Annotated in this window: 22 protein-coding genes; 11 read left to right on the forward strand and 11 right to left on the reverse strand. The window is 48.6% G+C overall.

Annotated features, from left to right (window positions below):
• Positions 1-75 precede the first annotated feature (75 nt).
• Positions 76-930, forward strand: a complete 855-nt coding sequence (locus tag P2W76_RS01235) for an amidohydrolase family protein (RefSeq protein ID WP_276345639.1) — start codon at positions 76-78, stop codon at positions 928-930.
• A gap of 53 nt (positions 931-983) precedes the next feature.
• Here the strand turns inward: P2W76_RS01235 and P2W76_RS01240 are convergent, their stop codons facing one another.
• A complete protein-coding gene (locus P2W76_RS01240; RefSeq protein WP_276345640.1) occupies positions 984-2,294 on the reverse strand; it encodes an MFS transporter in 1,311 nt (436 codons plus the stop codon).
• Positions 2,295-2,358: 64 nt separating this feature from the next.
• Positions 2,359-2,592 carry a hypothetical protein gene (locus tag P2W76_RS01245; protein ID WP_276345641.1) on the reverse strand — a complete coding sequence of 78 codons (234 nt, stop codon included), beginning with the start codon at positions 2,590-2,592 and terminating at the stop codon, positions 2,359-2,361.
• Positions 2,593-2,796: 204 nt separating this feature from the next.
• On the opposite strand from P2W76_RS01245, the gene P2W76_RS01250 reads away from it, so the two are divergent.
• Positions 2,797-3,165, forward strand: coding sequence for a DUF2200 domain-containing protein (locus P2W76_RS01250; protein WP_276345642.1), 369 nt, complete (start codon positions 2,797-2,799; stop codon positions 3,163-3,165).
• Positions 3,162-4,031: an alpha/beta hydrolase gene (locus tag P2W76_RS01255; RefSeq protein WP_276345643.1), complete on the forward strand. Its 870-nt coding sequence runs from the start codon at positions 3,162-3,164 to the stop codon at positions 4,029-4,031. Before P2W76_RS01250 ends, P2W76_RS01255 begins: the two co-directional genes overlap by 4 nt.
• Before the next feature lie 27 nt (positions 4,032-4,058).
• Here the strand turns inward: P2W76_RS01255 and P2W76_RS01260 are convergent, their stop codons facing one another.
• From P2W76_RS01260 to P2W76_RS01290, 7 genes are all read right to left on the reverse strand, one after another.
• A complete protein-coding gene (locus P2W76_RS01260; RefSeq protein ID WP_276345644.1) occupies positions 4,059-5,696 on the reverse strand; it encodes a PepSY domain-containing protein in 1,638 nt (545 codons plus the stop codon).
• A gap of 9 nt (positions 5,697-5,705) precedes the next feature.
• Positions 5,706-5,984: a hypothetical protein gene (locus P2W76_RS01265; RefSeq protein ID WP_276345645.1), complete on the reverse strand. Its 279-nt coding sequence runs from the start codon at positions 5,982-5,984 to the stop codon at positions 5,706-5,708.
• 6 nt (positions 5,985-5,990) lie between these two features.
• Positions 5,991-6,407 (reverse strand): hypothetical protein, encoded by a 417-nt coding sequence (locus P2W76_RS01270; protein WP_276346073.1) that lies wholly within the window; start codon positions 6,405-6,407, stop codon positions 5,991-5,993.
• The gene (locus P2W76_RS01275; RefSeq protein WP_276345646.1) at positions 6,344-7,054 is read right to left on the reverse strand and encodes a DUF4198 domain-containing protein; all 711 of its coding nucleotides are present in this window, start codon (positions 7,052-7,054) and stop codon (positions 6,344-6,346) included. Before P2W76_RS01275 ends, P2W76_RS01270 begins: the two co-directional genes overlap by 64 nt.
• Positions 7,055-7,144: 90 nt before the next feature.
• Complete coding sequence (locus P2W76_RS01280) at positions 7,145-8,353, reverse strand: DUF4374 domain-containing protein (protein WP_276345647.1); 1,209 nt, start codon at positions 8,351-8,353, stop codon at positions 7,145-7,147.
• Between the two features lie 18 nt (positions 8,354-8,371).
• Positions 8,372-10,693: a TonB-dependent receptor gene (locus tag P2W76_RS01285; RefSeq protein WP_276345648.1), complete on the reverse strand. Its 2,322-nt coding sequence runs from the start codon at positions 10,691-10,693 to the stop codon at positions 8,372-8,374.
• A gap of 370 nt (positions 10,694-11,063) precedes the next feature.
• On the reverse strand, positions 11,064-11,777 hold the full coding sequence (locus P2W76_RS01290) for a FadR/GntR family transcriptional regulator (protein WP_276345649.1): 714 nt from the start codon (positions 11,775-11,777) through the stop codon (positions 11,064-11,066).
• 376 nt (positions 11,778-12,153) lie between these two features.
• Here P2W76_RS01290 and P2W76_RS01295 point away from each other — a divergent pair, with 376 nt between their 5' ends.
• The 8 genes from P2W76_RS01295 (at position 12,154) to P2W76_RS01330 (ending at position 25,647) form a co-directional block, all read left to right on the forward strand.
• On the forward strand, positions 12,154-15,555 hold the full coding sequence (locus P2W76_RS01295; protein ID WP_276345651.1) for a SusC/RagA family TonB-linked outer membrane protein: 3,402 nt from the start codon (positions 12,154-12,156) through the stop codon (positions 15,553-15,555).
• Between the two features lie 10 nt (positions 15,556-15,565).
• Entirely contained in the window at positions 15,566-17,155 is a 1,590-nt protein-coding gene (locus P2W76_RS01300; RefSeq protein ID WP_276345652.1) for a RagB/SusD family nutrient uptake outer membrane protein, read from the forward strand.
• A 154-nt stretch (positions 17,156-17,309) separates the two neighbouring features.
• Positions 17,310-18,248: a dihydrodipicolinate synthase family protein gene (locus P2W76_RS01305; protein ID WP_276345653.1), complete on the forward strand. Its 939-nt coding sequence runs from the start codon at positions 17,310-17,312 to the stop codon at positions 18,246-18,248.
• A 39-nt stretch (positions 18,249-18,287) separates the two neighbouring features.
• Positions 18,288-19,424 (forward strand): galactose oxidase, encoded by a 1,137-nt coding sequence (locus P2W76_RS01310; protein ID WP_276345654.1) that lies wholly within the window; start codon positions 18,288-18,290, stop codon positions 19,422-19,424.
• A 6-nt stretch (positions 19,425-19,430) separates the two neighbouring features.
• Positions 19,431-20,699 (forward strand): MFS transporter, encoded by a 1,269-nt coding sequence (locus P2W76_RS01315; protein ID WP_276345655.1) that lies wholly within the window; start codon positions 19,431-19,433, stop codon positions 20,697-20,699.
• An 89-nt stretch (positions 20,700-20,788) separates the two neighbouring features.
• Positions 20,789-22,372 (forward strand): sialidase family protein, encoded by a 1,584-nt coding sequence (locus P2W76_RS01320; RefSeq protein WP_276345657.1) that lies wholly within the window; start codon positions 20,789-20,791, stop codon positions 22,370-22,372.
• 1 nt (position 22,373) lies between these two features.
• The gene (locus P2W76_RS01325; protein ID WP_276345658.1) at positions 22,374-24,446 is read left to right on the forward strand and encodes a GDSL-type esterase/lipase family protein; all 2,073 of its coding nucleotides are present in this window, start codon (positions 22,374-22,376) and stop codon (positions 24,444-24,446) included.
• A gap of 10 nt (positions 24,447-24,456) precedes the next feature.
• Complete coding sequence (locus P2W76_RS01330; protein WP_276345659.1) at positions 24,457-25,647, forward strand: AGE family epimerase/isomerase; 1,191 nt, start codon at positions 24,457-24,459, stop codon at positions 25,645-25,647.
• A gap of 128 nt (positions 25,648-25,775) precedes the next feature.
• Here P2W76_RS01330 and recO read toward each other — a convergent pair whose 3' ends face one another.
• Both recO and P2W76_RS01340 read right to left on the reverse strand, forming a co-directional pair.
• Entirely contained in the window at positions 25,776-26,501 is a 726-nt protein-coding gene (recO, locus tag P2W76_RS01335) for a DNA repair protein RecO (RefSeq protein WP_276345660.1), read from the reverse strand.
• A complete protein-coding gene (locus P2W76_RS01340; protein ID WP_276345661.1) occupies positions 26,491-26,847 on the reverse strand; it encodes a diacylglycerol kinase family protein in 357 nt (118 codons plus the stop codon). The genes recO and P2W76_RS01340 overlap by 11 nt, the downstream gene beginning before the upstream one ends.
• Positions 26,848-26,891 lie beyond the last annotated feature (44 nt).

Consider the following 26,891-nt stretch of genomic DNA (forward strand, 5'->3'; position numbering starts at 1 on the left):
CATCACCTTAACATTCAACCAATTATTGTAAATTACATTTATTCACAACCATCCCACGACTAATCAAAACGCAGTATGAGCAATATCCTCTGTTTCCTGATCCTGGCTTTTTTTAGCGGGATTCTAAGTCCTGAGAAAGAAAGGAAGGTTTTTGATGTGCATATTCATGGCAGTAAAAACGTAACTGCTCAGCTCAGCGAGCTGGAAGGGGCGGGTGTTTACAAAGCAGCCCTAAGCACTTCCTGGGATCTTCAGAATACTTTTCGTGGAAAGTCAAAGATCAGGATCTTATACGGACTCATGCTGCCATGCCCCAACGGCAAGGTTCCCTACAGCTTGCAGCCCTGTTATGAAACCGGTCAGGACTGGCCTTCACCTGCCTGGATAGAGAGCCGTATAAAGACGGGAGAGATAGACTATTTCGGGGAAGTACTGAGTCAGTACTATGGAATATCGGCTTCCGACAGTCTTTTGTTCCCCTATTACGCTCTTGCTGAAAAGTATGATCTCCCTGTTGGGATTCACATGGGAGGCGCGGGTCCGGGACATGGCAGTCCTGCTTTCAGGATGGAGCTGGGTAATCCTCAATTATTAAAACAGATGTTGGGCCGCTTCCCGGATCTCCGGCTCTGGATCATGCACGGCGGCGACCAGTTTTACCGCGAGGCTATTTCAATCATGCAAACGCACAGGAATGTGTATGCTGATCTTTCGGTGATATCAAACCCTGATATTATTCCGGGAGAGAAATTCCGGGTTCTTATGAAGGCCTTTATTGATGCCGGTTTAGAGGACAAATTGATGTTCGGCTCAGACAATGGAGATATTGCAAAAGTTATCAGCTCAGTTGAGTCGCTCGAACTGCTGTCGGAAGCCCAAAAGAAAAAGATCTTCTACGCAAACGCAGAACGCTTTTTTAAGAAACGATAAGCAGTCCATATTTCCGGCCAGGAATCACTTAATCGAGCAGTAAATGCAGTGGCTTACTTGATTTGCAGGTCCTTTAATTCCACTGGTTTGGCGTTCCTTGTCAGCAGGTAAATGATTCCCCAGGCGAACAGGTAAGTAAAGGCGCAGATGAAGAACAGCAGGTTATAACCGGCGGACAGGTTGCCGGCCGATTTATAGCTGTCGAGGATATAGCCTACCAGCAGCGGGAACAACATACCACCTACGGCGCCCCACATCGTTCCGATACCGGTAACTGAACTGACGACCTGTTTGGGGAAAAGGTCGACGACCAGCGTGAAGATATTTGTACTCCAGGCCTGGTGTACTGCGAGTGTAAAGCTCAGTATAGCTACGACCATCCAGGCATTGCTTGCATGCTGTACCAGCAGCACGGCCAGTTCCATCACAGCGAAGATCAGCAGGGCAGTTTTTCGTGCCTTCAGGGTAGGCCAGCCGCGCTTAATGAGCCAGGACGAAAAGTAGCCTCCGCCGATACTTCCTATAACTGACATCAAATAGATGGTCATGAGCTCGGGACTGAGCTGTTTCATATCCAGGTCGAACTTGAAAGCGAAGTAGGAAGGCAGCCAGAACATAAAGAACCAGTATATCGGGTCGAGCAGGCCCTTACCGGTAATGAATACCCATGTCTGGGGAAATGTAAACAACCTGATCCAACTGACCTTAACCACTTCTTCCACGGCCAGCGGATCGAGCTTTTGTCCTTCGTGGATCAAATTATATTCGGCTTCGGTAAGGCGCTTTTCTTTAGCCGGTACATTGTAGAAGATGATCCAGAATACCAGCCAGGCAAAGCCCATCAAACCGGTAATGATGAATACCTCCTGCCAGCCATAGATTCCCAATATCCAGGGAACCATCAGCAGTGCGAGGATGACGCCGGCGCTGGTACCTGAAATAAATAATCCTGTTGCGAGGCCGCGTTCTTTACGCGGGAACCATTCGGCAATAGCCTTCATCCCGGCAGGAATATTCCCAGCCTCGGTGATGCCAAGTCCTACCCGGGCAAGACCAAAGCCTAAAGCTGTCCGGGCAGCAGCATGAACCATGCCCATCAGGCTCCAGGTAGAGACTGCTATAGTATAGCCCAGCTTAGATCCTATCCGGTCTATCAGCCAGCCCCAACTGATCAGACCCAGGGCATAGGCTCCGGTAAAGGCGGTAACCATGTAGGCGAAGTCCGTTTCGGACCAGTTGAACTCTACTTCAAGGATAGGCTTTAGCAAGCCCAAAACCTGGCGGTCGAGGTAGTTGATGGTTGTAGCTGAAACCAGCAGGGCTAATATCAGCCACCTGTAATTCTTGATTTTTCGATTAAACACGGTGCTAAGGCCAGGGATAAATTATTATTATGACTACTCCTGCTACCGCCCTCTCAGCCCTCACTCAATTAGCTATGAGCTTCATCCGCTGCTGCAGCTCATATACTGCCGGGAGCAATTCTTCAAGCGCTTCCAGGAAATCCAGTACTTCTTCCTGCTGGTTCTCGCTCATCGCGGCGAACTTAATGCTTTCGGTAACCTGGTCGAATACTTCGTTCAGCATTTCGGAACTTTCTGGCAGCGTGTAGGAGTGCAGGAAGTTTCTCAGGTTTACGGGGATTTGTTGTTTAATGATCATTTTAGTAAGTTTTTTGATTATTTCTTGATTATTTCTTGATTATTTCTTGATTATTTCTCAATTATAAATAATCGGCATAAAAAAAAAGAAAGGAATGAGGGAACGGTAGGTCAGGGCCCGGGAACGGTTGCTTTCGAATGCAATTTGTGTTGTAAATGCAGCAAACTTCCCTAAATTTATCTTATTCAATAAAAAGCTAATCCTATGAATACCACCGCTAAGCACGATGAGCGTATCGCAAAAATGATATTCGGCTCGGTATATCCCATGTATGTGACCAAAGTGGAGAGTAAGGGCCGGACGAAAGCAGAACTGGACCAGGTGATCGCGTGGCTTACGGGCTTTGATGAAAAGAAACTAAAGGAACTTATAGATCAGAAAGTGACCTTCGAAGAGTTCTTTCAGCAGGCTACCTTAAACCCGAACGCGCACCTCATTACGGGTATGATCTGCGGTTACCGGATCGAAGATATCGAAACTCCGCTGACCAAGCAGGCCCGGTACCTGGACAAACTGGTGGATGAATTGGCGAAGGGGCGGAAAATGGAAAAGATCCTGCGTTCTCAGCCATGAAACCGGCGATCATCTCTTTTGTGCTGGCCTTTATGGCTTTTTCATCCTGTAATAATATTGATTCATCCAAAGAAAAATCTCATCAAATGAAAAGCGGCTACTCGGAAGTGAACGGAATAAATATGTACTATGAGGTCTATGGCCAGGGGAAACCGCTGGTGCTGATCCATGGCGGCGGATCGACGATCCAGACGACCTTCGGGCGGGTGATCCCGCTGTTCTCGAAGGACCGGCAGCTGATATGCGTAGAGCTGCAGGCGCATGGGCGTACGGGCGACAGGGATGCGGACCTTTCCTTTGAACAGGATGCTGATGACGTTGCCGCTTTACTGAAGAACCTGAAGATTGACAAGGCCGACATCTTTGGCTTCAGCAATGGCGCTAATACGGCCCTGCAGATGGGGATCAGGCACCCGGAAATGTGCGGCAGGATTGTAGCCGGTTCCTTTTTACTGAAACGGGACGGGGCTTTCGAGGGCTTCTGGGAGTTTATGAAAAACGGGACCTTTGCGCAGATGCCGCAGCAGTTCAAGGATGCGTTCATGGAAGTTAACCCGGACAGTGCCAAACTGATGAATATGTACCACCGCGCCGCCAACAGGATGGTCAGCTTCCGGGATTTCCCGGACGAGCAGATCCGCTCGATCAGGTCGCCGGTGCTGCTTGTCAATGGCGATGCCGACGTGGCCAGCTCGGAGCATGCTGTCGCGATGTCAAAGCTGATCCCGGGTGCTAAGCTGGCTATTATCCCCGGGGGCCATGGGGCCTATATCGGGGAGATCACTACCCTGAAGCCGGGTTATAAGGACAGCGATTTTATTGTTCCGCTGATCGAACGGTTCCTAGATGAGGAGCCGGGGCAATAAGGGATTCAGCTGGCAGAACATGGTTCATCAGGAAGCATCCGCAGCTGGTTTCTTCTTGATCTTCAGCAAGGCGACCAGGCTGACCGCAGCTAAGCTCAGGAACAGCAGATCGATGAACAGGATATCGTACGCCTGGCGGTTAAATGTATTCCACACCCAATTGTTGCGCATAATACCGTGGAATACCGGTACCAGGAAACAGGTTACTACGGATAAGATCAGAGTTTGCTTATTGGTCAGGGCGATGTCTCTCCGTATCACAAAATAGATCCCAAGTATCAGCCAGGAATAAAAGTACCACTGGTATATCTCTGATTGTCCCGGATTTTCCAGGAACAGCAGTATGATCATAGTGAAAGCGGTAACCGGCAGCATGCTCAGGCAGGCAGCCATGAAGATATTTGCAGTCCAGAAGTTGAATACCCGCTTATGCTTGGGGACGTTGTTCTTATCCCTTGCTACCAGCCAGATCAGGATTCCCGAGATGATGATCACGCAGCCCATCACTCCGAGTACAAAGAACATAACCCTTAATGGCCGCCCGCCGAAATCACCAAAATGCAGGTGGTAGACGAGGGCCTTCACTTTATCGATATAGGTAGAATGTTCTACCGGTGATACTTCATAAAGTACTTTCTGATCACGGACGCGGTAAATGATCTTCCCGGAGCCGGCAAAGCTTTGGCTGGCGTCAGGCTTGGACTGGATGATCAGGTGCATGTTATCGTCCTGGTAATTCCTGACAGACACCAGGCTGATATGCCCGCCATCCCATTTCTGTTCTACTTTTGCGAGGTAGGCATTAAGGTCAAAAGGTGTATCCAGGGGCTTATAAGTATATTCGAACCTGGTCGAATCGCTGTACTCCAGGGCATGATAGAGCTTCTCACTATTGCCTTGATATAAAAACTTCGCGTAAGGGGTCAGCAGGAACGAATTCACGATCAGCACTACCCCCGTTACAGCGAAAATAAGCTGGAAGGGGAAACCTATGACCCCGAGTGCGGTGTGCAGATCGGTCCACACGGTCTTCCATTTACTCCAGGGCCTGAAGGTAAAAAAGTTAGATGCGATCTTGTCCCAGTGCAACAGCAAGCCGGTAATCAGGGCGAAAACGAAAATGAATGATACTACCCCAGCCAGCAGGTACCCGAATGGCGCGCCTAAACGGATCGGGATACTATTCAGCTGCGCCAGGAAATGCAGCCGGTAAAGAAATTCGCCCATATCATACCCGGCCCTGTATTCTGCCTCCTTTTTATTTATAAAATCGTAGGTAAAGTAAGCCGAATCGTCATCGCCGCCACGGCCCCTGCCTCCGCCGCGCCGCGGTTCAGGTACCTTTTTCTCAGCTTTCTTTTTCAGCGTACTATCGTGCGATGCCGACATCGATACGTATGCGCCCATCCCATGGCGCCGTATGTTAAAGTCAAAGTCGCGGCCCTTCAGCTCACGGTGCTGCGCCAATGAATCCAGGACATGGTTAAAATCCTTCCGGAATTTCCCGCGATGCTGCACGTAGGATGTATTTTTCTGCCATGCGGCGATATCGTCCTTGAAGAACGAAAATGAACCGGCGAAAAAGATCACATACAGGAGTGCGCAGATAATGATCCCGCTGATGGTATGCGTATGAAAGTAAATATTGTATTTTCTGTTGTCCATGATTTTAAGCTAGCCGAGCAGGAAGGGGATTGAAAATATAACGGTGAGAAGCAGGTAAACGGCCCATACCTTCCACACGTTCTTTGCGAGGAATGCGAAAAGGAGCAGTACCGCCCAGAGCAGGTAACCGGTGAAAAAGGAAGTGGCGATTACGTTTTCCTGCGGGAATACTTTTGTCAGCAGCATATGGAAACTGAACATAACGGTGTAGCCGCCCGCTACACCCGCCAGTATCTTTGAAAGCCTCAGCCATGGCGATTTAGTCAGGTATTTTTTATTAGCAGGCATATTCCTTTAAATAAAAAGTTCAAGGATAAGAAAGAGGCCGTAGAACAGGAGTACTGTTTTTTGGCTGATATAGCGAAATGGATGCAGGGTAACCACAAGTGACCCTACACCCATCAGACCGGCGATGCCGGCACAGGTACCGCTCATCCAGCCCCATTTGACCACGAATAAAAGGGTGGAAAGCAAGATGAGGAGGCTTCCTATAGTACGCGATCTTTGCGGATTACCGAGAATGCTGCGCAGGAACAGGGCAGGATCCGTGGACTTAACCTGCTTGGAGGTAATGTGCCAGAGCTGAAAACCGATCAGCTGCATGAAGAACAAAGTTGTGATCATATCGTATTCCCGGGCTAATTGGATCAGTTGACCAGGATGCGCGCTGTAGTGCCTTTCCAGGTATGGGTGTATGGCTTCGCGTTCCATTCGCCGGCCTCTTTCTTATAGTCCGAGGTTTCGATCACATAACTTCCTTTGAGTTTCGGGGTAAATGACACCTGTCCGTTTTCATCGGTTTTTACAGTTTTGACCCAGCCTTCCGGCGACATGATCAATACTTCGCCGCCTGCAAAAGCCTGCCCGCCTTTCCAGGCCTGCACCCGGATCAGTTCGTTTGTTTTGTAAGCGTTTGGCTGCACCAGTACTGAAAGCGGCTGCTCAGGAACCGTGAGTGCTGCAGGCGCCTTTCCGGTTAACACCGGTACAACCGATGAGAATTCGTATTTGGTAGTCCCGCCCAGGTCCTTTGTGGTGTGTACCGAGGAAACATAATAGATACCGTCTTCATCAGGAATGAAGGATGAACTGAGATGGGTGGAAAGGTCCTTCAGCTCCAGCTTTGTCTTTTTCTGACTTGGGCTGAGCACCCAGACTTCGAGGTTCTTCAGGTCTGAATACCACCTGGCTGTAGAATCACTGACTCCTGAAGGATACTCCCCATAGAATATGTTGACCTCGTGAGCCTTATGTTTTGTTGCTCTTGAATTGCTTTCGATCCAGAGTGCGTGGGCTTCAGCTGTTTGTGCCGTGCCGAAACCTGCTATAACGGCGATTATTAGAAATAACTTTTTCATTTTTTAAATTCTTGTTAACATTCATTGATTTAAAATCGGGGCCAGGCTGCGGTGCCCGGCCCCTGATTTTCATTTTTCTTTAAATACTGATTACCTGAGGTGCTGAATTGCAGTGATAGTTCCGCCCTCAACCTTTAAGCCTTTGGTAGCGGTGGCGGTGCTTGCATCAATTCTGTACACCGCACCAGTGCCGTCCTTAAGATTAACTCCCAGGTAGCCGGTTCTTCCGTCTTTCGGTGTGTAATTATTCGTTGTAAGAACTTTGATTTCTGCGGTATTCGGCAGGCCGCTTACTTTCCGGTAGGTTTTCGCAGCAACGTCCACGATGGCAACAGTTGTTCCGACTACATAAGCGCCTTTTTCAGCCTTGGCACTCGAGTTTACCATATAGATGTTGTTACCCAGGTAAGTCCAGTTCGTGATATTCATTCCCCCGCTGGCAGCCTCTACATCGAAGTAGTAGCCCTGATCGAATTCGCTTGTGCCAGCTTTGATACGGGTGATCGCCGATGGCTTGGTAGAGCTAAGCTGTCCGCCGGTAGTGGCAACTGACGAAGAGAATGCGTATACATCACCGTTCTCTGCCACAGACAATCCGTCCATAAAATAGCGGCCAATGAAGCTTGTACGGGTGTCTTTAATGACTTTTTCTACCTTCATGTCCGCGTAATTGAATATGGCAATTGACGCCTCGTCAGGATAATTTGTATTAAATCCATTGCCATTGATGCTGAAATATGGCGCGAAGACTTTCTCTCCTACCTGTTTGATCCAGCTGAAATGAGCAAGCTCACCATTGCCTGAAAGCGCCAGCGTATTTACCGCGCCTTCGCCGGTGATCAAAAGGCTTTTGGTATTTACTTTATACCATGTTGAGGTGGGAGAAGCCATATTCCTTGATATTTTGAACATTAAAATATCATCTTTTACCGGTGCAAAGGCTTGCACGGTCTCACTTTGAAAATTAGTCAGCTTATTTAGTTTCCCGCCCTGGATATCATAGACCGTTACAGCGCCCGGGTTGCCCTGCCCATAAAGCATGCTGAAGAATTTGTCGTTATGCGTGACGTAGTAGCGGTATGTGCCGTCCTGTTCAACGCCGTTTCCTGCCGTGGAGATCTTACCTGTGTCCAGGCTGGATGCTGTTAAAAGGTAATCTGCCGCGCCCGTTTGTGCCGCCGGCGTTACCGCTACTATAAAATTCCCCGGGTCGTCCGGTGTGGATTCGCCATCTTTCTTTGAACATGACGTGAATGACGCGGCTAAAAGCAGCACCGCTAGTGTAGTTTTAAGATTCATATTATTTTTTGTTTATGATTATTTGTTAAAGAAATAGCGAAGGTTTACATAAAAGCCGCGGCCGGGCTTCTGCAGGCTGAAGTTGTCGTACAGCAGTGTATTGGTGATATTCCTGCTCTCCAGGCCGATATTGTAGCGCCCGTTCCGGAGACTGTATACCACGTTCAGGTCATGACTCAGCTGCTGTGGAATGTCAAGCTTGTCACCGCCCCTGCTTGGCCAGTAGAGATAAAATTGATGCACGTACAACAGGTTGTAACCGATATTGAGGTTGTTACCCTTGCCTCCTATGTTGGGCAATGACACCGAAGCATCGGCGTTACCGAACATATAAGGTATGTTTGGCATTTGATCGAGGTAAAGCGGGCTTTCGCCCAAATAACCCGGCTCATATTGCTGCATGTTCTGCAGGTACTGGTAGGTGAAGGTTGCGCCTGCCGAGAACCAGCGTTTATGCGAATAACGGATCTCGGCATCGCCACCCAGGGTCCTCACCCCCTCACGGTTATCGGCTACCAGGCGCGACTGGTTATTATTCAGCCGGTTGTAGATGAAGTTGTCCGAGTGACGGTATATTCCGTTCGCGTTTACGATGAATTTATCATCAGGGCTTACCGCGAAATTATAACTGAGTCCCAGGTTTACGTTTTTACTTCTCTCGGGCTGCAAATTAGGGTTGCCCTCCTGGTTTTCCACATCTCCGAATATTTCTATGGCTTCCGGCATCCTGTTGGTAAGTTCATAAGAAGCTTTCAGTTGCAATACCGGGGACAAAAAGTAGGTAGCGGCGATCCCATAGCCCAGTTTATTGGTACTGGCTTTAGCGCCGGCAGAAGATAGTACGTTCCTTTGCGTAATGTATTTCCCGAATACAGAAGCGCTCCATTGGTCTTCGGCGTTATAGGTATAGCCCAGTCCAAGCACGTTCTTCTGCGTTTTCCTCGGCTGATCTACTGTTGCCGGATTTACCCTGTCGGCTCCTTTGCGGTCGAAGGTATTGAACACATCACTCAGGGCTATCGACTGGCGTTCGCCAATGCGGTAGTTAAGCATGGCAGTAGCCAGTCCATTATTATTCTTATAGCGGTACAGGCTTCTTGACCGTTCTCCACTGGTGCCGTTCGGCTTGCTGTTACCAAACCAATCGTACCGGACACTCATCGTATCGATGTTAGTTTCAGTACCCAGGTTATAGTTGGCGTTAATGGTCAGGTCGAGACCTTTAACCAGGTTATCCTTTTTGTATTTGAACGTGGGCATCAGGATATTTCCTCTTCGGTGCCAGGCGCCGAACACGGATACCATACGAGCACCTGTCTGTATTTCTTTGTAGTTGCTCCCAACCGTCATACCAATGAGCAGCTTGTCGGCAAATTTCTTTTTTATAAATCCTACACTCCCGATCAGCGTTTCATTGTGATAAGTATCGTGAAAGCGGGGAAGAAACACACCCGGCGCATAGGCTCCGGTATTGATATCTGCCGCATCAACCTTAACCCTGTAGTTGTTATCAGAGTAGTTTTGGAAGGCACTCAACTGGAAAGTGAGGCCCTTCTTTGAAGTAACAGCTGCATTTAAAACACTTCTGTGGGTATTGAACGATCCGTATGAATAAGAGACGTCGATATAATTACGGTGATTGTTGCCCGTGATGATATTAATGGCCCCGCCCAATGCATCAGACCCGAGCCAGATAGGCACAACTCCTTTGTATACTTCCAGCCGTTCAGCGGCATTTATCGGGATATTATTGATTTGAAATGATGATCCGAAACCATCCATCGGTATCCCATCGATAAAATAACGGATATGACTGCCAGAGAAGCCATTAAGCGACAGGTTAAAGTTTGAGCCAACGCCACCCGACTCGCGTACCCTTATCCCTGCAACACGATCTAAGGCGCCTGCAAGATCGAGCGTGCTGTTATAGAGCTGCTTCGCATCAACAGCCGTAATATTAAAAGCCTGCCGGTTGGCTTCCTGGACAACCGACCTGCCGGTCACCGTCACGGCGTCCATGGTGATACCCTCTTCTTCCATTACGAAAGAAACAGCGGTTTCTTTCCCGGCATTGATGGTCACAGGTTTCTGCGCAGCCTTAAAGCCTATTCCACTTACCAAAAGAGTATAACGCCCGGGCGTTAAATTCTTAATGAGGAAAACTCCCGAATTATCAGAAACAGTAAGAAAAGAGGTGTTGAGTAACTTTACTGTAAGAGCAGGTAATGGTTCGCCCGACTTGCTTTTTAAGATTCCGCTAAGGTTCCCGGGACTCTGAGCTTTGGCGAAAAAACTAATGGCACACAGTGCTGCCACTAGCAAAAATTGTTTAATTTGCATCGCTTTTTAAATGTAGTGTTTAAGGGCTACCCCATTTATTTGGGGGCGAGTCGCTCAGGACCAACTGGGCGGCTCTTTTTTTTCAAAGGTATTCTTATTTAGACTGATTACAAATAATAATTTAAAATTAATGGTACACTATTGGTTTAGAGATTGTTAGTGATTTAATATTTGTAAGAAAGGTATTCCTGATCAGGGTCTTTAAGGGATCACGGTAAACCTGCCGGTTTTCTGCGGCATAGGATCAGGGCTGGAACAACAAGGGCCAGTGCCTTTAACCCGGCAAATAAAGTATGATGAGTATTACTACGGTAATGCTATTCAGCTTAAAGGTTATTAACCGCCCCTGACCTTCTCAGGCCCGGTGGGTTTAATCAGAATCGAAGAGTCTGCTGAAATGATTCTCCAGGTGGTTCCGCATGGAGTTCCTGAGGGCTTCCGCATCACCGGTTTCGATCACATCAACCAATTCTTTATGTGACGCATATTTCTTGATCCGTGCCGGCTTTTTCAGCAAGCCGCTCAAATGAACATAATTGAATACGGGCAGAAGCAGCCGCTGAAACTTCTTCAGGGTTTCATTTTGGGTAATCTCGTAAAGCTTACCGTGAAACTTGATCTCTTCTTCAATAAGAAACATCGTATCAAAAGTTCCGGGCGGATCGTTGGCTACTATCATCCGGAGATCCTTAATATCTTTGGGAGTAACCCTCTCTATGATCAGGTCGGCAATCCCGATTTCGAGCGCAAGCCGCATCTCAAAGATCTCCTTAAGTGTATTGTTGTCGAGGATCCTGGGATCCATACTTTTTTCAATTATTGATATCAGGTCAGGACTGGTAATAACCGAACCCCGTTTCTTTTTGGATTCGATGAGCCCCATCATCCTCAGCCTCAGCAGCGCCTCACGGATAACCGTACGGCTTACACCCAGCGCCTCGGTGAGCTCCAGCTCTTTCGGGATGGAGTCGCCGACTTTCAGGTTTTTCAGGGTAAGAAATTCGATGATCCGCTTCTCCACCTTATCAACCAGCGAGGTAGTATCTATCTTCTCAATATTGCCGTTGTTTTTTGTATTCGCCATATAGGTCTAAAGTACTTAAAAAGAAACTTGTAAAAAAAGACTCTCCAAAATCTTCCCGGGCAAAAAACCACAGTTGGCATAAGCCGATACGTCTATTATTCTTACGACATTATGTTATACATAACAAAGGTAGGTTAATTTCCATTAAATCAAAACCGGCGCCAGGTTTTAAAGTCCGGCACATCGCCTCAAAACACCGGACTATACCTTAACATCTATTATAACAACCATTTACCATTATAAAAGAGCTTTTACTCTAGCATTACCTCCACTTTAATTTAACGATCACATTATTTTTAAATAATATTTGGAAAGCCAAATATAATATTATAGTTTTGATTATGTCATACATAATACTAACTAAAATTAAAGAATTATGAATTTAAAGATTACTCTCTTGAGGACCTTGTTTTCAGTAATAGCCATACTGCTATTTACTGCAGCACAGGCCCAGACCGGCAGGATCACCGGACAGGTTGTGTCGGATGACGACAAACAGCCGCTGCCTGGTGTTACCGTTCAGGTAAAAGGAAAGAACATTTCCACACAGACAGCACCGGATGGAAACTATTCCATACAGTCGGCAGCCGGGGATGTGCTGTTGTTCAGGTTTATCGGCTTCGTTAACCAGGAAGTTACGGTAGGCAGTGCGCAAACGATCAATGTATCGCTGAAACCGGAAACGTCGAAGCTTGATGAGGTTGTGGTTGTAGGCTACGGCACTCAAAGCCGGGCTAAGATCACCTCTTCGATCGCTAAACTGGATCCAAAGGTGCTGGAAACGGGTATGCGCTCCAATCCGGCACAGGCCCTTGCAGGAACGATCCCCGGCCTCAGGGTTTCTACGAGTACCGGCCGGCCGGGCTCACTGCCTACTATTATACTAAGGGGCGGAACAAACTTCGATGGAACCGGCAGTCCGCTGATCGTGATGGACGGCCAGGTAAGAGGTTCTCTAAGCGACATTAACCCGGAAGATATCGCCAGCATGGAGGTACTGAAAGATGCGTCTGCTACGGCCATCTACGGCGCCCGGGCCAGTAATGGGGTTATACTGATCACCTCGAAACGTGGTAAGTCGGGCACCTCTTCGATCACCTTAAAATCCAGGACAGGGCTCAATTACCTGAATACGCCCTATGAATTCCTGGGGGCTGAAGACTATATTAAATGGACGCGGCTTGGGGTTGTTGAAGCGATCAAGAACGGTACCCTCGCTGCAACATCCCTTTCTGCAGTAGGTCCGAGAAGTACCGGCAATCTTTACAAAGATGCTGCAGGGGTAATACTGGATGGTAATTACGACTCGCGTGCGATCTGGAGCACGATGCGGCTGACTGATGCAAACAGGGAGCTCCTGAATTCAGGCGCCGGCTGGATGACCATGAAGGATGCGGTGCCGACAAATGCGGCGGGCAACTACGATCCGGCGGGAACATTTGCCGACCTGATCTATAAAGATTTTAATTATGGCGACTACGGGCTTCATTCTCAGGCGCTCAGCCAGGATTACAATATTGGCATGAATGGCGGAAATGAGCGTGGAGGTTATTATGCAAACCTGGGCCTTTTCGATGAAAAAGGGCTGTCTCTGGCTACATTTTACCGCCGCCTGAATTTTACGATCAACGGTGATTATAAAGTAAAGGACTGGCTGAAATCGGAAAGTAACCTGCAGTTTATAAAAGCAAACTGGAGAGACCAGTCGCTGAACAATGGTGAAGGTAATTACTGGGGACGGATGCTTTCGGCACCTCCAACCATGAGAGGTACGAATATAAACGGCGACCTGCTGCTGGGACGGGATGCTTCTGACGGAAACCCTGTCATCAACGTTGATAAATACAAACGCAGCAACCAGAATGATAAGTTCACCATGCAGCAATCGTTTAAAGTTGACCTGACAAAGGACTTGTTCTTCAAAGCTTCAGGTACTTTATTTTATGAAGAAGAAGTATTTGAAAACTTTAACCGCGACTTCCGGACGGGTGTGATGAGCCTGACGAATCCAGCAACCGGATGGAACAGGGACCGCAGTTCGAGCGCTGGTTTTGACCGTATTACCAGGCAAACGTATAATGCGATTGCAGGATATAAAAAGGATTTCCTGGGTAAAAATCACATCGACGCTACCGCGGGTTTTGAATACTTCAGCTTTTACCAGCATGGTCTGGGAGCAAGTGGCAGGTTGGCCCCAACAGATGATTTCGCAGACCTGGCGCTGACCGTCAACGACGTGGCAGGTGTGGGAGCGAGAGGTGTTGATTCTTATCACGCCAGGGAGCGGATCTTATCTTCCTTCCTAACGGCTAATTATGATTACGACAATAAATACCTTGCAACTTTCACTGTCAGAAGAGACGGATTTTCGAGACTGATCGGCGATAATCAGTTCGGCACGTTCCCTGCATTCTCGCTGGGATGGCTCGCTCATAATGAAAGCTTTATGGCATCGACCCGTAGCTGGCTGTCGTTCCTGAAACTGCGAGGCAGCTGGGGCAAGAACGGTAATATAGGTATAGGTACTTCCAATGCCATCGGACTTTATGAGCTCCAGGGCTCTTACGGTCCTCAGCAAGCTTACAATGGAACGGTCGGATTCCTGAATTCACCGGCCAACCCTGACCTTCGATGGGAAAAATCTAATACAATAGAAGCGGGCCTGGATATGGGCTTCTTCGACAACAGGGTCTATGCTTCAGTAGCCGCATACAGACGTAAAACCACTGATAAGCTGGCCAACGTTTTACTGCCTACGTCTTCCGGGGTAAGCTCGGTGCGCACTAACAATGGGGCGATGAGCAACCAGGGCTTTGAATTCGAGGCTACTTATAAGGTAGTTCGTAACAAACCTTTAACCTGGCAGGTAGGATTGAATGCAGCCTGGAATAAGAATAAGGTGCTTCAGCTTCCCTTCAACGGGAATGAGAACAATCGTCAGGGAGGCCGCCAGGTTTACGATCCTGGAACCGGACGCCTGATCTGGGTAGAAGGATTGCAGGAAGGCAAAGAACCGGGCGAGATCTATGGATTTGTAAGTGATGGTTTGATCCGTACTGCCGACGACCTCGCCAAGTACAATAAAGTTGACCTTGCAGCCGGTATGGTATGGTACGGGGCATCTGCTGGTAAAAAGGTAGCAAGCTCATCGCTGATCGCCTCAAAGAACCTGAATCCGAATGCAGCCTCGCCAACATTCATCGCCACCCGTTTAGGCGACGTGATGTGGAAAGACCTTGACCGCAACGATACTATCGATACACGCGATATGGTTCGCTTAGGGCGGAGTATCCCGAGATGGACAGGTGGTTTTAACACTAGTGTATCCTGGAAAGGACTCAGCCTGTTTACCCGTATCGATTATGCAGCCGGTTACAAGCAAATGGACTTTATGCAGATGTGGGCACTGGGAAGTTTCCAGGGTGAGTTCAACGCAACAGATGTTGTAAAAAACACCTGGACGCCCCAAAACCCGGGAGCTGAATTCCCGCGATACACCTGGGCAGATCAGCTAAACGCCAAGAACTTTGACCGTCCAAGCGATATGTTCTGGGTCAACTCCGGGTATATTGCCTTCCGGGAGGTTTCGCTGAGCTATTCGATCCCAAGCAGCTTACTGCAGAAAGCCAGGATATCGGCATTGACGCTGACGGCTACCGGCCAGGATCTGGGCTACATAACCAATAAACAACTGAACCTGCCTGAACGTGCGGGATCACAGAACAGTGCGTACACCATTCCAACGAGGGTGATCTTCGGAATGAACCTAACTTTTTAATGGAACAACCATGAATAAGATCAAATATTTACTACTGGCAACGTTAATTGCTGTCAGTGCGGCATCGTGTAAAAAAACCCTGGAACTTGCCCCCGAAGATTACTTTGGCAGCAGCAGTTTCTGGGAAAATGAATCCCAGGTCAACAACTTCATGGCTGGGATCCATACTCAATTCAGAAACCAGCAATTCCAGTTCTACCGCCTCGGCGAGATGCGGGGTGGTGGCTTAAGCAACGTCGACCGTCAGAATACGTCCCTGAACGACTTGCCGATCATCCAGCAGGATCTTTCTGAAAATTCGACCGGCGTATCTGCCTGGGCAGGCTTTTATGGTCCTATCCTGCAGATTAACCTCTTTATACAGGAGGTAGAAAAGGTCGGTTTCCTTGCCGAGTCCAGAAAGAACTACCTGTTGGGCCAGGCTTATGCACTCCGGGCTTACTATTACTTCCATTTGCTGCGCACTTATGGCGGCGTACCTATACGACTGGAACCTGAAGTTTCGAATGGTAAAACAGATCCTATCGAACTAAGAAAAGCCAGGGCAACCGAAGCGGAAGTATTGAAGGTGATTAAGGATGATGTGAATAAATCGATAACCTTGTTTGGCGGCGCTGCCTCACCGGCAGATAAAAGCTTATGGTCGCCAAAAGCTTCCCACATGCTGAAGGGCGAAGTCTACCTGTGGTCGGCTAAAGTATACAATAATACGGCTGATCTGGCTGAAGCTAAAACCGCTTTAAATGCAGTAACCGGTACCAGCCTGCTGACCGGCACTGCCGCCAGCTTTGCGAATGTGTTCAAGCAAAAGAATAATAATGAGATCATATTCGCTATTCGCTTTAATGTTGGAGAGGCAGAGATGCCGAGCTACGGGCAGTTCCTTTATTCTACGTTCAACTTCGACGGGCAGCACTATAAAGATTCTACAGTGAGTGCAGGTGTAGGTAATTTCCTGGTTGATCCTTTAAAGATCGCTCAAACCAACTCGCAGCAGATCATCCAGCGTTATGGCTACACCTTTGAGCTGTTCCAAACTTACCAGCTGGCAGATAACCGGAGAAATGCGACGTTCTATGACTACTATAAAGTGAACACAGCGGTCAACCCGCGCGTGGTAACGATCAGGAATACTGCCCTTGTGAAATTTATCGGACCTGACGCAGCTACCACCACCAACAAGAAGTATTTCACTGACGATTGGCCGGTTTACCGCGAAGCTGACAGGCTCCTGATGCTGGCAGAAATTACGAATGCCGAAGGTGGAAATCCAGCCAGCTTCATCAAGCAGATACGCGACCGCGCCTTTGCTCCTGCAGCAGACCCTACTCCTTTTGTCAGCGGAAGCAAGGATGCTAATGAGCTGGCGATATTCTCAGAACGCAGCAAAGAGTTTGTCTATGAGGGGAAACGCTGGTATGACCTGCGCAGAATGAAGTTCGGATCAGATCCGCTGGTGTTCAAAAGCACCAATCACAGTTATGGGGTGCTTACCAAGGGTACAGAAACTCATAAGACTCTCTGGCCTATCGAACGTGCCATCTGGACCAACGATCCCCTGGTTAACCAAACCCCGGGCTACGCAACCACCAAACCTTAGATTTTTAATGATCCGGAGTAAGGGTGTTAATCACTTTTATTCCGGATCATTTTACTTGAACCAGAAGGCTTTACGGCATGGTTATTTCACGCTGAAAGCTTAACTTATACCTAATTTCCAACGGCACATACTTAAATTATATAAATCAGAAAATATGTCATTTTACCATTTGGAAGGTTTGATATCTGCTCCTTTTACCCCTATGGACAGTAAGGGAAATCTAAACCTGTCGATCATTCCTGCTTATTATAAATTCCTGAAGGCAAACGATGTAACCGGGGCCTTTATCTGTGGATCAACCGGCGAAGGGGTTTCACTTACATTAACAGAGAAAAAACAAGTGGCAGAAGCCTGGGCCGCCTGCACAAATCACGATAAGGATTTCCGGGTAATGATGTTCCTGGGGGGCACCTGTATTGCCGACTGTATTGACCTGGCGCAGCATGCCCGCGAGATCGGCTTATACGCTGTCTCGTTCACCGGGCCCTTCTATTTTAAACCTGCTAATGCTAAAGTTTTAGCTGAATGCTGTAAGGCTGTGGCCGACAGCGTACCAGACATGCCCTTCTATTATTACCACATCCCGGTATTGTCGGGCGTGAATGTGGCCATGATCGACCTGCTGAATGCGGTAGATGAAATGATCCCCAATTTCGCAGGTATAAAATATACGCACGAGGATTTTATGGATTTCCAGTCGTGCATGACGTTCCGCGACGGCCGGTATGATATGCTTTGGGGACGCGACGAGAATATGCTTTCGGCCCTGGCATTAGGAACTAAAGGATCGGTAGGCAGTACCTTTAATTATGCAGCTCCCTTGTACTATTCACTGATAGAAGCGTTTAACAACAATAACCTGACGCTGGCCGCTGAACTGCAGCAGAAGTCGATCGACATGATCCGCCTGCTGGGCAAATACGGCGGTATCTCGGTCGGTAAAGCTTACATGAAAGTGGCAGGATTAGACTGCGGCGAATTCAGGCTTCCCGTTAAGAATATGAGCGCCAGCCAGTTTGAAGCTTTCAAGGCAGACGTGGCCGGTTTAGACTTTGATAAATTTAAATCTATAGAGGCAGAACTGACTCTTTAATCCATGACCAAACGATATTTTTCCTTTTCAATCCTTCTAATGATGTTAGTAAACACCGCGGCATTTCCTCAGAGGAAAGCGATTAAAGCTATTGAATGGAAAAGAATTGCTATTCTTCCCGGAAAAGACGAAGCCGCATCTATCGGTCTTGCCGGAGCTATCCACGCGGTTAGCGGCAAAGCGATGATAATTGCAGGCGGAGCTAACTTTCCGGGGAAAATGCCCTGGGAAGGAGGTAAAAAACACTATTCGGATGAGATCCATGTGCTTCATAAGAAGAATGGAAAATATTCATGGAATAAAAATATCACTTCGAGATTGCCGGAGCCCATTGCTTATTGCGGGAATACCAGCACCCCCATGGGTGTCGTTTACGCCGGCGGAGAAAATGATGCAGGACTGTCCGATAAAACTTTTCTCTTAACGGTAGACCTTTCGACCGGTAAGATCGGGATCCGGGCACTTCCGTCGCTGCCATCAGCCCTGACAAACATCTCACTTACCAATATCGGAAACGTGGTCTACGCTGTTGGCGGTGATGGAGCCTTACTTTCATCATCCCGCTTTTTCAGTTTGAACCTGGCTTCAGGCGCGACCAGATGGGATATCCTGCCCGACCTGCCTGCAGCGCTGTCAAACGCGGTTGTCCTCACGCAGAACGGTTTGGAAGGGATCAATATTTATGTGATTGGCGGACGCTCAAAGCACCCTTCAGGAATCAGTGTACTCCGTTCAAGCCTCTATATTTATGAGCCGGGGAGCCGGACATGGCATGCAGGAGCTCCGGTATCTGATGGAGAAAAGATCATGAATTTCTCTGCAGGAACGGGAGTGGCAGTTTCCGGTCGCTACCTTCTTGTCATGGGCGGCGATGACGGTGAAGTATTTCACCAGATCGAAACCTACCTTTCCCGGATTTCAAAAGCGGCTACCGCCCGGGAGAAGGCTGAACTCACTGCCGCGAAGAATCAGCTGGTTACCAGGCACCAGGGTTTTTATCGCGGCATATTAGTATATGACACCCATACCAATAGCTGGGGGAAGATCGGTACGCTGCCCTTCCCGGCAAGGGTAACCACGACCGCTGCTTTATGGGGCAAACACATTGTTTTATCTAACGGCGAGGTCAGACCAGGGGTGCGCACCGCGGATGTTACGCTGGGAAGTATTAAATAATTCAGAATGAAGAACTCAACACATTATCCCTGGATCCTGGTCGCCCTGCTTTGGGTAGTAGCCCTGCTGAATTATATGGACAGGCAGATGCTCTCTACTATGAAGCCTGCCATGGAGATCGATATTGTTGAACTGCAATCAGCGACGAACTTTGGTTACCTGATGGCGATCTTTCTGTGGATCTACGGTTTTATGAGCCCCGTGTCGGGAATTATTGCTGATAAGTTTAACCGCAAGTGGATAATTGTAGGCAGCTTGTTTGTGTGGTCGGCCGTTACCTTCGCCATGAGTTACGCCACCACCTTCAACCAACTTTATATATTAAGGGCACTTATGGGAGTAAGTGAAGCGCTCTATATCCCGGCTGGATTATCGCTGATCGCGGACTTCCACAGCAGTAAAACACGTTCGCTGGCCATAGGCATTCATATGACCGGTCTTTACATGGGACAGGCTCTGGGTGGCTTTGGAGCAACTATCGCAGTGAATTACACCTGGCAGACAACGTTTCATGTCTTCGGAATGATCGGGATCGTTTATTCATTCTTCCTTGTATTCCTGTTAAAAGAAAAGAAAGGTTCTGAAATTGAGGCAGGAGCCCCGGATAGTATCATCATCAAAGAAAAATCGCCAGTGTTTAAAGGCCTGGCTCTCCTGTTTACAAACATTTCATTCTGGATAATCCTGTTTTACTTTACGATTCCGAGCCTGCCGGGCTGGGCAACCAAGAACTGGCTTCCTACGCTCTTTGCCGAGAACCTTGGCATCCCGATGTCGCAGGCCGGTCCGCTGTCCACGATCACTATCGCGGCCTCATCCTTCCTGGGCGTAATTATTGGCGGAATCTTATCTGATCGCTGGGTGCAGACCAACCTCCGGGGAAGGATCTATACGAGTGCCATTGGCCTCGGCTTAACCATCCCATCGCTGCTGCTGCTGGGTTATGGACACAGTCTTGTACACGTTGTGGGAGCCGGCATGTGCTTCGGGATTGGTTTCGGAATGTTCGATGCCAACAATATGCCCATCCTCTGCCAATTCGTATCCCCGAAATACCGGGCCACAGCCTATGGCATCATGAACATGACGGGAGTATTTGCAGGAGCCTATATCACCAACCTCCTCGGAAAATCAACTGATGCCGGCAATCTCGGAAAGGATTTCGCGATGCTGGCCGGCATTGTCCTGCTGGCCCTGCTTGTTCAGATCATATTTTTGCGGCCGAAGTTCAATGACTTTGGAGCTTCAGAAACACCGCCTAAGCTGCGTGCCTGAAAGCCCGCGCCGATGCCGGAAGTATTTATAGATTCGCCCAATTAAGAGGCTTGATAATAAAAAAAAATGTTCTTTTTATTGAGATCATCATGTATAAAAAAATAAGAAACCACTTTACAGCCTTCCTGCTTCTGGCAGTGATCATACAGGCTTGCTCACCTCTTACACAAACCCAGCCTGTACAAGTATCACGGCTTTCTGCCACTTATATTGATGCGCCGCTGATCAGGGGCATGGCTTATAATCAGGCCATCCAGATCCGGGTATATGTAGCCGAAGGCCCGGAACGCAGCTACCAGGCCATCCGGCTGGAACTTGACGGAAATGCAGTTCAGGCTCTTCAGAAAATCGATGTCTATGCAATGGGAGGTACTGACAATAATTTCTTACGAAATGCCAGTCTGCTCGGCTCTGCGGTTACCCTGTCGGCCAGCATGGATATCCCGGTTAGCATGAATCTCAAACCGGGATTACATTATATCTGGATCAGCCCCGTGCTAAAAGCCGATGCCGACATAGCCCGGGAGATCAGCATCCGCAGCAAGGCGCTCATCACTAATAACTCAGAGCAACACCAGATCTCTGATGGCGGAAAGGCCAATTTCAAAAAAAGGCTGGCCCTTGCCCTTCGTAAGGCGGGCGACGAGGGTGTGAATACCTACCGCATCCCGGGAATGGCCACTACCGATAAGGGCACGCTGATCTCGGTGTATGATATCCGCTACGACAACTCCAGGGACCTGCCTGCCAATATCGACGTGGGAATGAATCGGAGTACGGACGGTGGGAAAACCTGGGAGCCCATGAAAATTATCATGGATATGGGCGGCCCGCAGGAGAACAGCGGGATCGGTGATCCGGCCGTGCTGTTTGATCCGGCTACCAAAAGGATTTGGGTGGCCGCTTTATGGAGCAAGGGTAACCGCTCGATAGCGGGCTCAGAACCCGGGCTCGCCCCTGATATTACCGGGCAGTTTGTGCTGGTTAGCAGCGACGACGATGGGAAAACATGGTCCAGGCCCTACAGCATTACCAGCCAGGTAAAGGATCCTAAATGGCATTTATACTTTAACGGCCCGGGCAACGGGATCGCCATGGAGAACGGAACCCTTGTTTTCCCTTCCCAATATTGGGATGAAAGCAAAAAGCCGGGTATTCCTCACTCTGCTATCATTTACAGTGAGGATCAGGGTAAGACCTGGAAGAGCGGGATCGGCGCCAAATCCAATACCACCGAAAGCCAGGTGGTAGAAACGACGCCAGGAACGCTCATGCTGAATATGCGTGACAACCGTGGGAAGTACAGAAGCATCGCGACGACCAAAGACCTGGGTGCAAACTGGCTGGAACATCATACTTCCTACCAGGCGCTGCCCGACCCCGTGTGTATGGCAAGCATCATTAAGGCCAGGGTCAGGGTGAAAGGAAAAATGCAGGACGTATTGTTCTTCAGTAACATGGCCAGCCAAACGACACGTAAAGATCTGACCATTAAGGCAAGCCTGGATCTGGGTGAAACCTGGCTGCCGGCTAACGAGCTGCTGCTGGATGAACGGCTGTCGTATGGTTATTCAGCGCTTAGTAAAATAGATGATGAAACGATAGGGATCCTTTATGAGGGCGAAAAAGATCTGTATTTTATGCGTGTGCCTGTGGCTGATATTATAAAATAAGATGTTCCATCCGGCTAAATTATTCCTGTCGCTGGCACTGCTGTTTGTCTGCTCCGGAGCCCTCGCACAAGCACCCTTAAAGGTAGCCTGCATAGGAAATTCTGTAACCTTCGGGGCGGGCTTAAAAGATCCCTCTCGCGACTCCTATCCCTCGGTTTTACAAACCCTGCTCGGAAACAGATACCAGGTTAGTAATTTCGGGCGCAGCGGAGCCACCCTGCTTAAGAAAGGGCATCGCCCCTATTTCAAAACCCCTGAATTTGAAGCGGCTCTGGATCTTAAGCCGGATATTGCCATCATTCACTTAGGATTGAATGATACCGACCCCCGGAACTGGCCGGAGTATAAAGATGAGTTTGAAGCCGATTACTCCTGGCTCCTGGATACCTTAAAAAAAGAAAATCCGAAGGTAAAACTGTTCGTAAGCCGCCTGACACCGATCTTCAGCGGCCACCCGCGTTTCAGGTCGGGCACACGCGACTGGTACTGGCAGATCCAGGAGCTGATCCCTGGTATAGCAAAGGCAAACAGGGCACAATTGATCGATCTCAACAAGCCACTGCATAACCGGCCTGACCTATTTGCCGACAACGTACATCCCGACAAGGAAGGCGCAGCAATTATTGCCCGTACGGTTTACCAGGCTCTCACAGGTGATTTCGGAGGACTGCAACTTGCACGCATTTTCGGAGACCACATGGTTCTGCAGCGCAACGAGGGAATCCCTGTTTACGGCACAGCCAATGCGGGGGATAAGGTCAAGGTAAGCTTTGCAGATAAAACATTAACTACCCTTGCTGGCTCCAATGGGAACTGGCAAGTGATATTCCCGCCCATGACCGCCGGTGGCCCCCATACTCTTAAAGTCAGCACATCTGTGCAAAATGTTGCCGTAAGCGATATCCTGCTCGGAGATGTATGGCTATGTTCCGGGCAGTCGAATATGGCTTTTGAATTAAAGAATTCGGCCGATGCTGCCAGGGAACTGCCGCAGGCCTCCAATAACAACCTTCGCCTACTGAAGCTGCATTCCTTACGCGAAACTCATAATACGGAATGGGATTCCACAACCCTGGCTAAAATCAACCAGCTCCAGTATTTTGCGGGGAACTGGCAAAGCTCCGATCCTTCGGCGGCAGGAGGCTTTTCTGCCATCGCCTATCATTTCGGGAAACAGATCCAGCAATCTGAGAATGTGCCGGTGGGACTGATCGAAATAGCTGTAGGAGGTTCAGGGATTGAATCCTGGATCGACAGGAAAACACTGGAGCATAATGAGAAGCTGGTGGACCTGCTGTCGGGCTGGCGTAAATCCGACTTCATCATGCCCTGGGTAAGGGAACGTGCAGATAAGAATCTGAAGAATTCAGGCTTGGTCAATCAGCGCCATCCCTACGAACCTGCTTACAATTATGAGGCAGGTATCTCGCACTTTACCCGCTCGCCCATTAAGGGTGTCATCTGGTACCAGGGTGAAAGCAATGCCCATAACGCGGAGCTGTACGAAACCCAGTTCAAAGCCCTGGTTGAAAGCTGGCGCGGAAGCTGGAACCAGGAGTTTCCCTTTTACTACGTCCAGCTCTCCTCGATCGCGCGGCCATCCTGGCCCCATTTCCGGAACATGCAGCGTGAACTGCAAAGCCAGATCCCGAATGTTGGTATGGTGGTCAGTTCCGACATGGGTGATTCGCTGGATGTACACCCCATCCGGAAGAAGGAGATTGGTCAGCGGTTAGCACTGCTGGCTCTAAAAAACACCTATCACCGGCCTGTGACTGCTAGTGGCCCTGTGGCTACCAGCGCAGTTAAGAAAAATAATGAAATTGTCGTTGCCTTTAGCGAGGCGCGGGATCTTTCAGCCAGCGGCAATCAAACCTTAACTGGCTTTGAGCTGCTCACAGAAAAAGGCATATCTGTTCCGGTGCCTGCCCGTATCAACGGGAAACACGTATACTTGCGTATCCCGGAGGGTGGCGCCAAAAGCGTTCGCTACGCCTGGCAGCCCTTCAGCAGGGCCAACCTGGTCAACGAAGCCGGCTTGCCTGCCTCCACTTTTTCCATACCAATAAACTAAGCCTGATACCATGGGATATTCATCCGAAGAACTCAAGAACCTTCAATCATTTTATCAAAAGCAATTATTAGAAGATACTGTACCCTTTTGGTTCCCCCGCTCGGTGGATAAAGAATTCGGGGGCTATTTGCTCATGCGCGACCAGGACGGCTCCCTGATCGACGACGATAAAGCCGTTTGGATTCAGGGCCGGGCAGCATGGCTTTTATCTACACTTTATAACAGCTTCGAACCCCGGCAGGAATGGCTGGAAGCATCCCGTTCAGGCATTGACTTTTTGAATGAGCATTGTTTTGACACAGACGGACAAATGTTTTTCCACGTTACGCGCGAGGGTAAGCCCCTCCGCAAGAGGCGGTATTACTTCTCAGAGACCTTCGCTGTAATTGCTAATGCTGCTTATGCGAAAGCCAGCGGGGATGAGCGTGCTGCCGAAAAGGCGCGATACCTGTTTGGAAAGTGCATTGAATATGCGACTACACCCGGCATCTTACCTCCAAAATTTACTGATACACGCCCTGCTAAAGGCATCGGGGTACCCATGATCATGATGAACACTGCCCAGCAGCTGCGCGAAACGATTGGCGATCCGCGCTGTGACGAGTGGATCGATAAGTGGATAGCCGAAATAGAACGCGATTTTGTGAAAGATGACATCCGCTGCGTGATGGAGCAGGTGGCTCCCGACGGTTCGATCATCGATCATATTGATGGCCGCACGCTCAACCCCGGGCATGCCATAGAAGGAGCCTGGTTTATCCTGCACGAAGCACGCTATCGCAATAATGATCCGCATCTGATCCAGTTAGGCTGCAAAATGCTTGATTATATGTGGGAACGTGGCTGGGATAAAGAGTTTGGAGGTATCCTGTATTTCAGGGATGTTCATAATAAACCGGTGCAAGAGTACTGGCAGGATATGAAATTCTGGTGGCCACATAATGAGGTGATCATCGCTACCCTGCTGGCCTACCTGATGACGGGAAATGATAAATACGCCGAATGGCATAAAATGGTGCACAATTACTCTTATGATCATTTCCACGACAAGAAGAACGGCGAGTGGTTCGGCTACCTGCACCGGGATGGCAGCCTGGCACAAACCGCCAAGGGGAATATGTATAAAGGGCCATTCCACCTGCCGCGGCAGGAATGGTATTGCAGTCAGATATTGAAGGAGTTCGGTGCAGCTCCTGTATAAGAAAATGTAAATATCATCCTCGGATATATTGCTCAGCAAGACCAGGTCTAAGGCGCCGTTTGATCTAAAGGACAGATATATAAGGTCACATCAACTCCGGCCGGTATTCAACACTTTCCCCTTTCACCTCAACCAAGCACTTCTTCCAGCACCTCATGCGATTTCACCTGCCCGAAACCCTCCACATGCAGTTGGTAATATATCAGGATTTTGTCGAGCAATACCTTCCGTTCGGCAGAGGAGATATGCAAGTTCTGCAAATTATCGAAGTTCGAGTTCAGGATCTTGATCCATAAAGCTGTGAGGGGCGGCTCAATAATTAAAGCATGCGGTGGCTGTGCTTTAGAATAATTTCCGTTTTTAAGGTCGAACCAGGCAGCGGGGGATGCTAATGTTTTGTCCGGATAAAATCCCAAAAACCGGGTTAAGCGCAACAGGAAGTATAAATGAAAGTTGGCCAGTCCCGCACTCAGGCTATCAAGTATCTCGATTGCATGAAACAGGAACTCGAACATCACTTCATCGGGTTCGTGCTGCCTTAAGGACTTATATAAAACCTCGTTCAGGAACATGGTGACCGAGCTTTTCACGATATCATAAGGGATCGTTTGAAAAACCGGCTGATGCCGCAGCTCGGATACCCGCTGAATACTGCCTGATGTTTTATGGTAGACGATCATATCAAGGAGGTGCAGCGGCTGCAGGCTGTTCATCCTGATCTTTGCCTTCGGCTTTTTTACACCATTGATCAGGTACGATTGCAGGCCAAACTTTTCTGTAAAGATCTGCACGACGACACTGCTTTCCGAATAGTCGGTAACTTTAAATACGATGCCCCGGGTTTTATGCAGCATGGAAGATCTTAGGTAAAAGGATCAGAATAGCAATTATAAGCGCAAAAAGTCCGGCGATCAATACCACCGATGCAGATATGTCTTTGATTATACCAGCTTTAGGGTTAAATTCCGGTGAGACCAGGTCCACGAGAGTTTCGATCGCTGTATTTGTAAGTTCGGTGATCAGCACTACTGCTATTGCGGTACAGATCCATAGCCATTCAGTTGTGTCAAGATCAAGGTTATAAGAAAGAGCAATGACAAATAATGCCGCAATTACTTCTACCTTAAAGTTGATTTGGGTTCGGAACGCATAAACAAGTCCTTTCCATGCAAAATAAAAGCCTTTTATGAATTTGTTCATTGGTTTTTGTTGTTTGTTGTCAGGCAGGACGGCTAAGAAAATCT

Source organism: Daejeonella sp. JGW-45, assembly GCF_029360805.1.
Lineage (GTDB): Bacteria > Bacteroidota > Bacteroidia > Sphingobacteriales > Sphingobacteriaceae > Daejeonella.

Bases quoted from the DNA above. Each gene is read 5' to 3' on its own strand.
- P2W76_RS01235 (WP_276345639.1), top strand. From the start codon at position 76: ATGAGCAATATCCTCTGTTTCCTGATCCTGGCTTTTTTTAGCGGGATT.
- P2W76_RS01245 (WP_276345641.1), bottom strand. From the start codon at position 2,592: ATGATCATTAAACAACAAATCCCCGTAAACCTGAGAAACTTCCTGCAC.
- P2W76_RS01250 (WP_276345642.1), top strand. From the start codon at position 2,797: ATGAATACCACCGCTAAGCACGATGAGCGTATCGCAAAAATGATATTC.
- P2W76_RS01255 (WP_276345643.1), top strand. From the start codon at position 3,162: ATGAAACCGGCGATCATCTCTTTTGTGCTGGCCTTTATGGCTTTTTCA.
- P2W76_RS01260 (WP_276345644.1), bottom strand. From the start codon at position 5,696: ATGGACAACAGAAAATACAATATTTACTTTCATACGCATACCATCAGC.
- P2W76_RS01265 (WP_276345645.1), bottom strand. From the start codon at position 5,984: ATGCCTGCTAATAAAAAATACCTGACTAAATCGCCATGGCTGAGGCTT.
- P2W76_RS01270 (WP_276346073.1), bottom strand. From the start codon at position 6,407: ATGGAACGCGAAGCCATACACCCATACCTGGAAAGGCACTACAGCGCG.
- P2W76_RS01275 (WP_276345646.1), bottom strand. From the start codon at position 7,054: ATGAAAAAGTTATTTCTAATAATCGCCGTTATAGCAGGTTTCGGCACG.
- P2W76_RS01280 (WP_276345647.1), bottom strand. From the start codon at position 8,353: ATGAATCTTAAAACTACACTAGCGGTGCTGCTTTTAGCCGCGTCATTC.
- P2W76_RS01285 (WP_276345648.1), bottom strand. From the start codon at position 10,693: ATGCAAATTAAACAATTTTTGCTAGTGGCAGCACTGTGTGCCATTAGT.
- P2W76_RS01290 (WP_276345649.1), bottom strand. From the start codon at position 11,777: ATGGCGAATACAAAAAACAACGGCAATATTGAGAAGATAGATACTACC.
- P2W76_RS01295 (WP_276345651.1), top strand. From the start codon at position 12,154: ATGAATTTAAAGATTACTCTCTTGAGGACCTTGTTTTCAGTAATAGCC.
- P2W76_RS01300 (WP_276345652.1), top strand. From the start codon at position 15,566: ATGAATAAGATCAAATATTTACTACTGGCAACGTTAATTGCTGTCAGT.
- P2W76_RS01305 (WP_276345653.1), top strand. From the start codon at position 17,310: ATGTCATTTTACCATTTGGAAGGTTTGATATCTGCTCCTTTTACCCCT.
- P2W76_RS01310 (WP_276345654.1), top strand. From the start codon at position 18,288: ATGATGTTAGTAAACACCGCGGCATTTCCTCAGAGGAAAGCGATTAAA.
- P2W76_RS01315 (WP_276345655.1), top strand. From the start codon at position 19,431: ATGAAGAACTCAACACATTATCCCTGGATCCTGGTCGCCCTGCTTTGG.
- P2W76_RS01320 (WP_276345657.1), top strand. From the start codon at position 20,789: ATGTATAAAAAAATAAGAAACCACTTTACAGCCTTCCTGCTTCTGGCA.
- P2W76_RS01325 (WP_276345658.1), top strand. From the start codon at position 22,374: ATGTTCCATCCGGCTAAATTATTCCTGTCGCTGGCACTGCTGTTTGTC.
- P2W76_RS01330 (WP_276345659.1), top strand. From the start codon at position 24,457: ATGGGATATTCATCCGAAGAACTCAAGAACCTTCAATCATTTTATCAA.
- recO (WP_276345660.1), bottom strand. From the start codon at position 26,501: ATGCTGCATAAAACCCGGGGCATCGTATTTAAAGTTACCGACTATTCG.
- P2W76_RS01340 (WP_276345661.1), bottom strand. From the start codon at position 26,847: ATGAACAAATTCATAAAAGGCTTTTATTTTGCATGGAAAGGACTTGTT.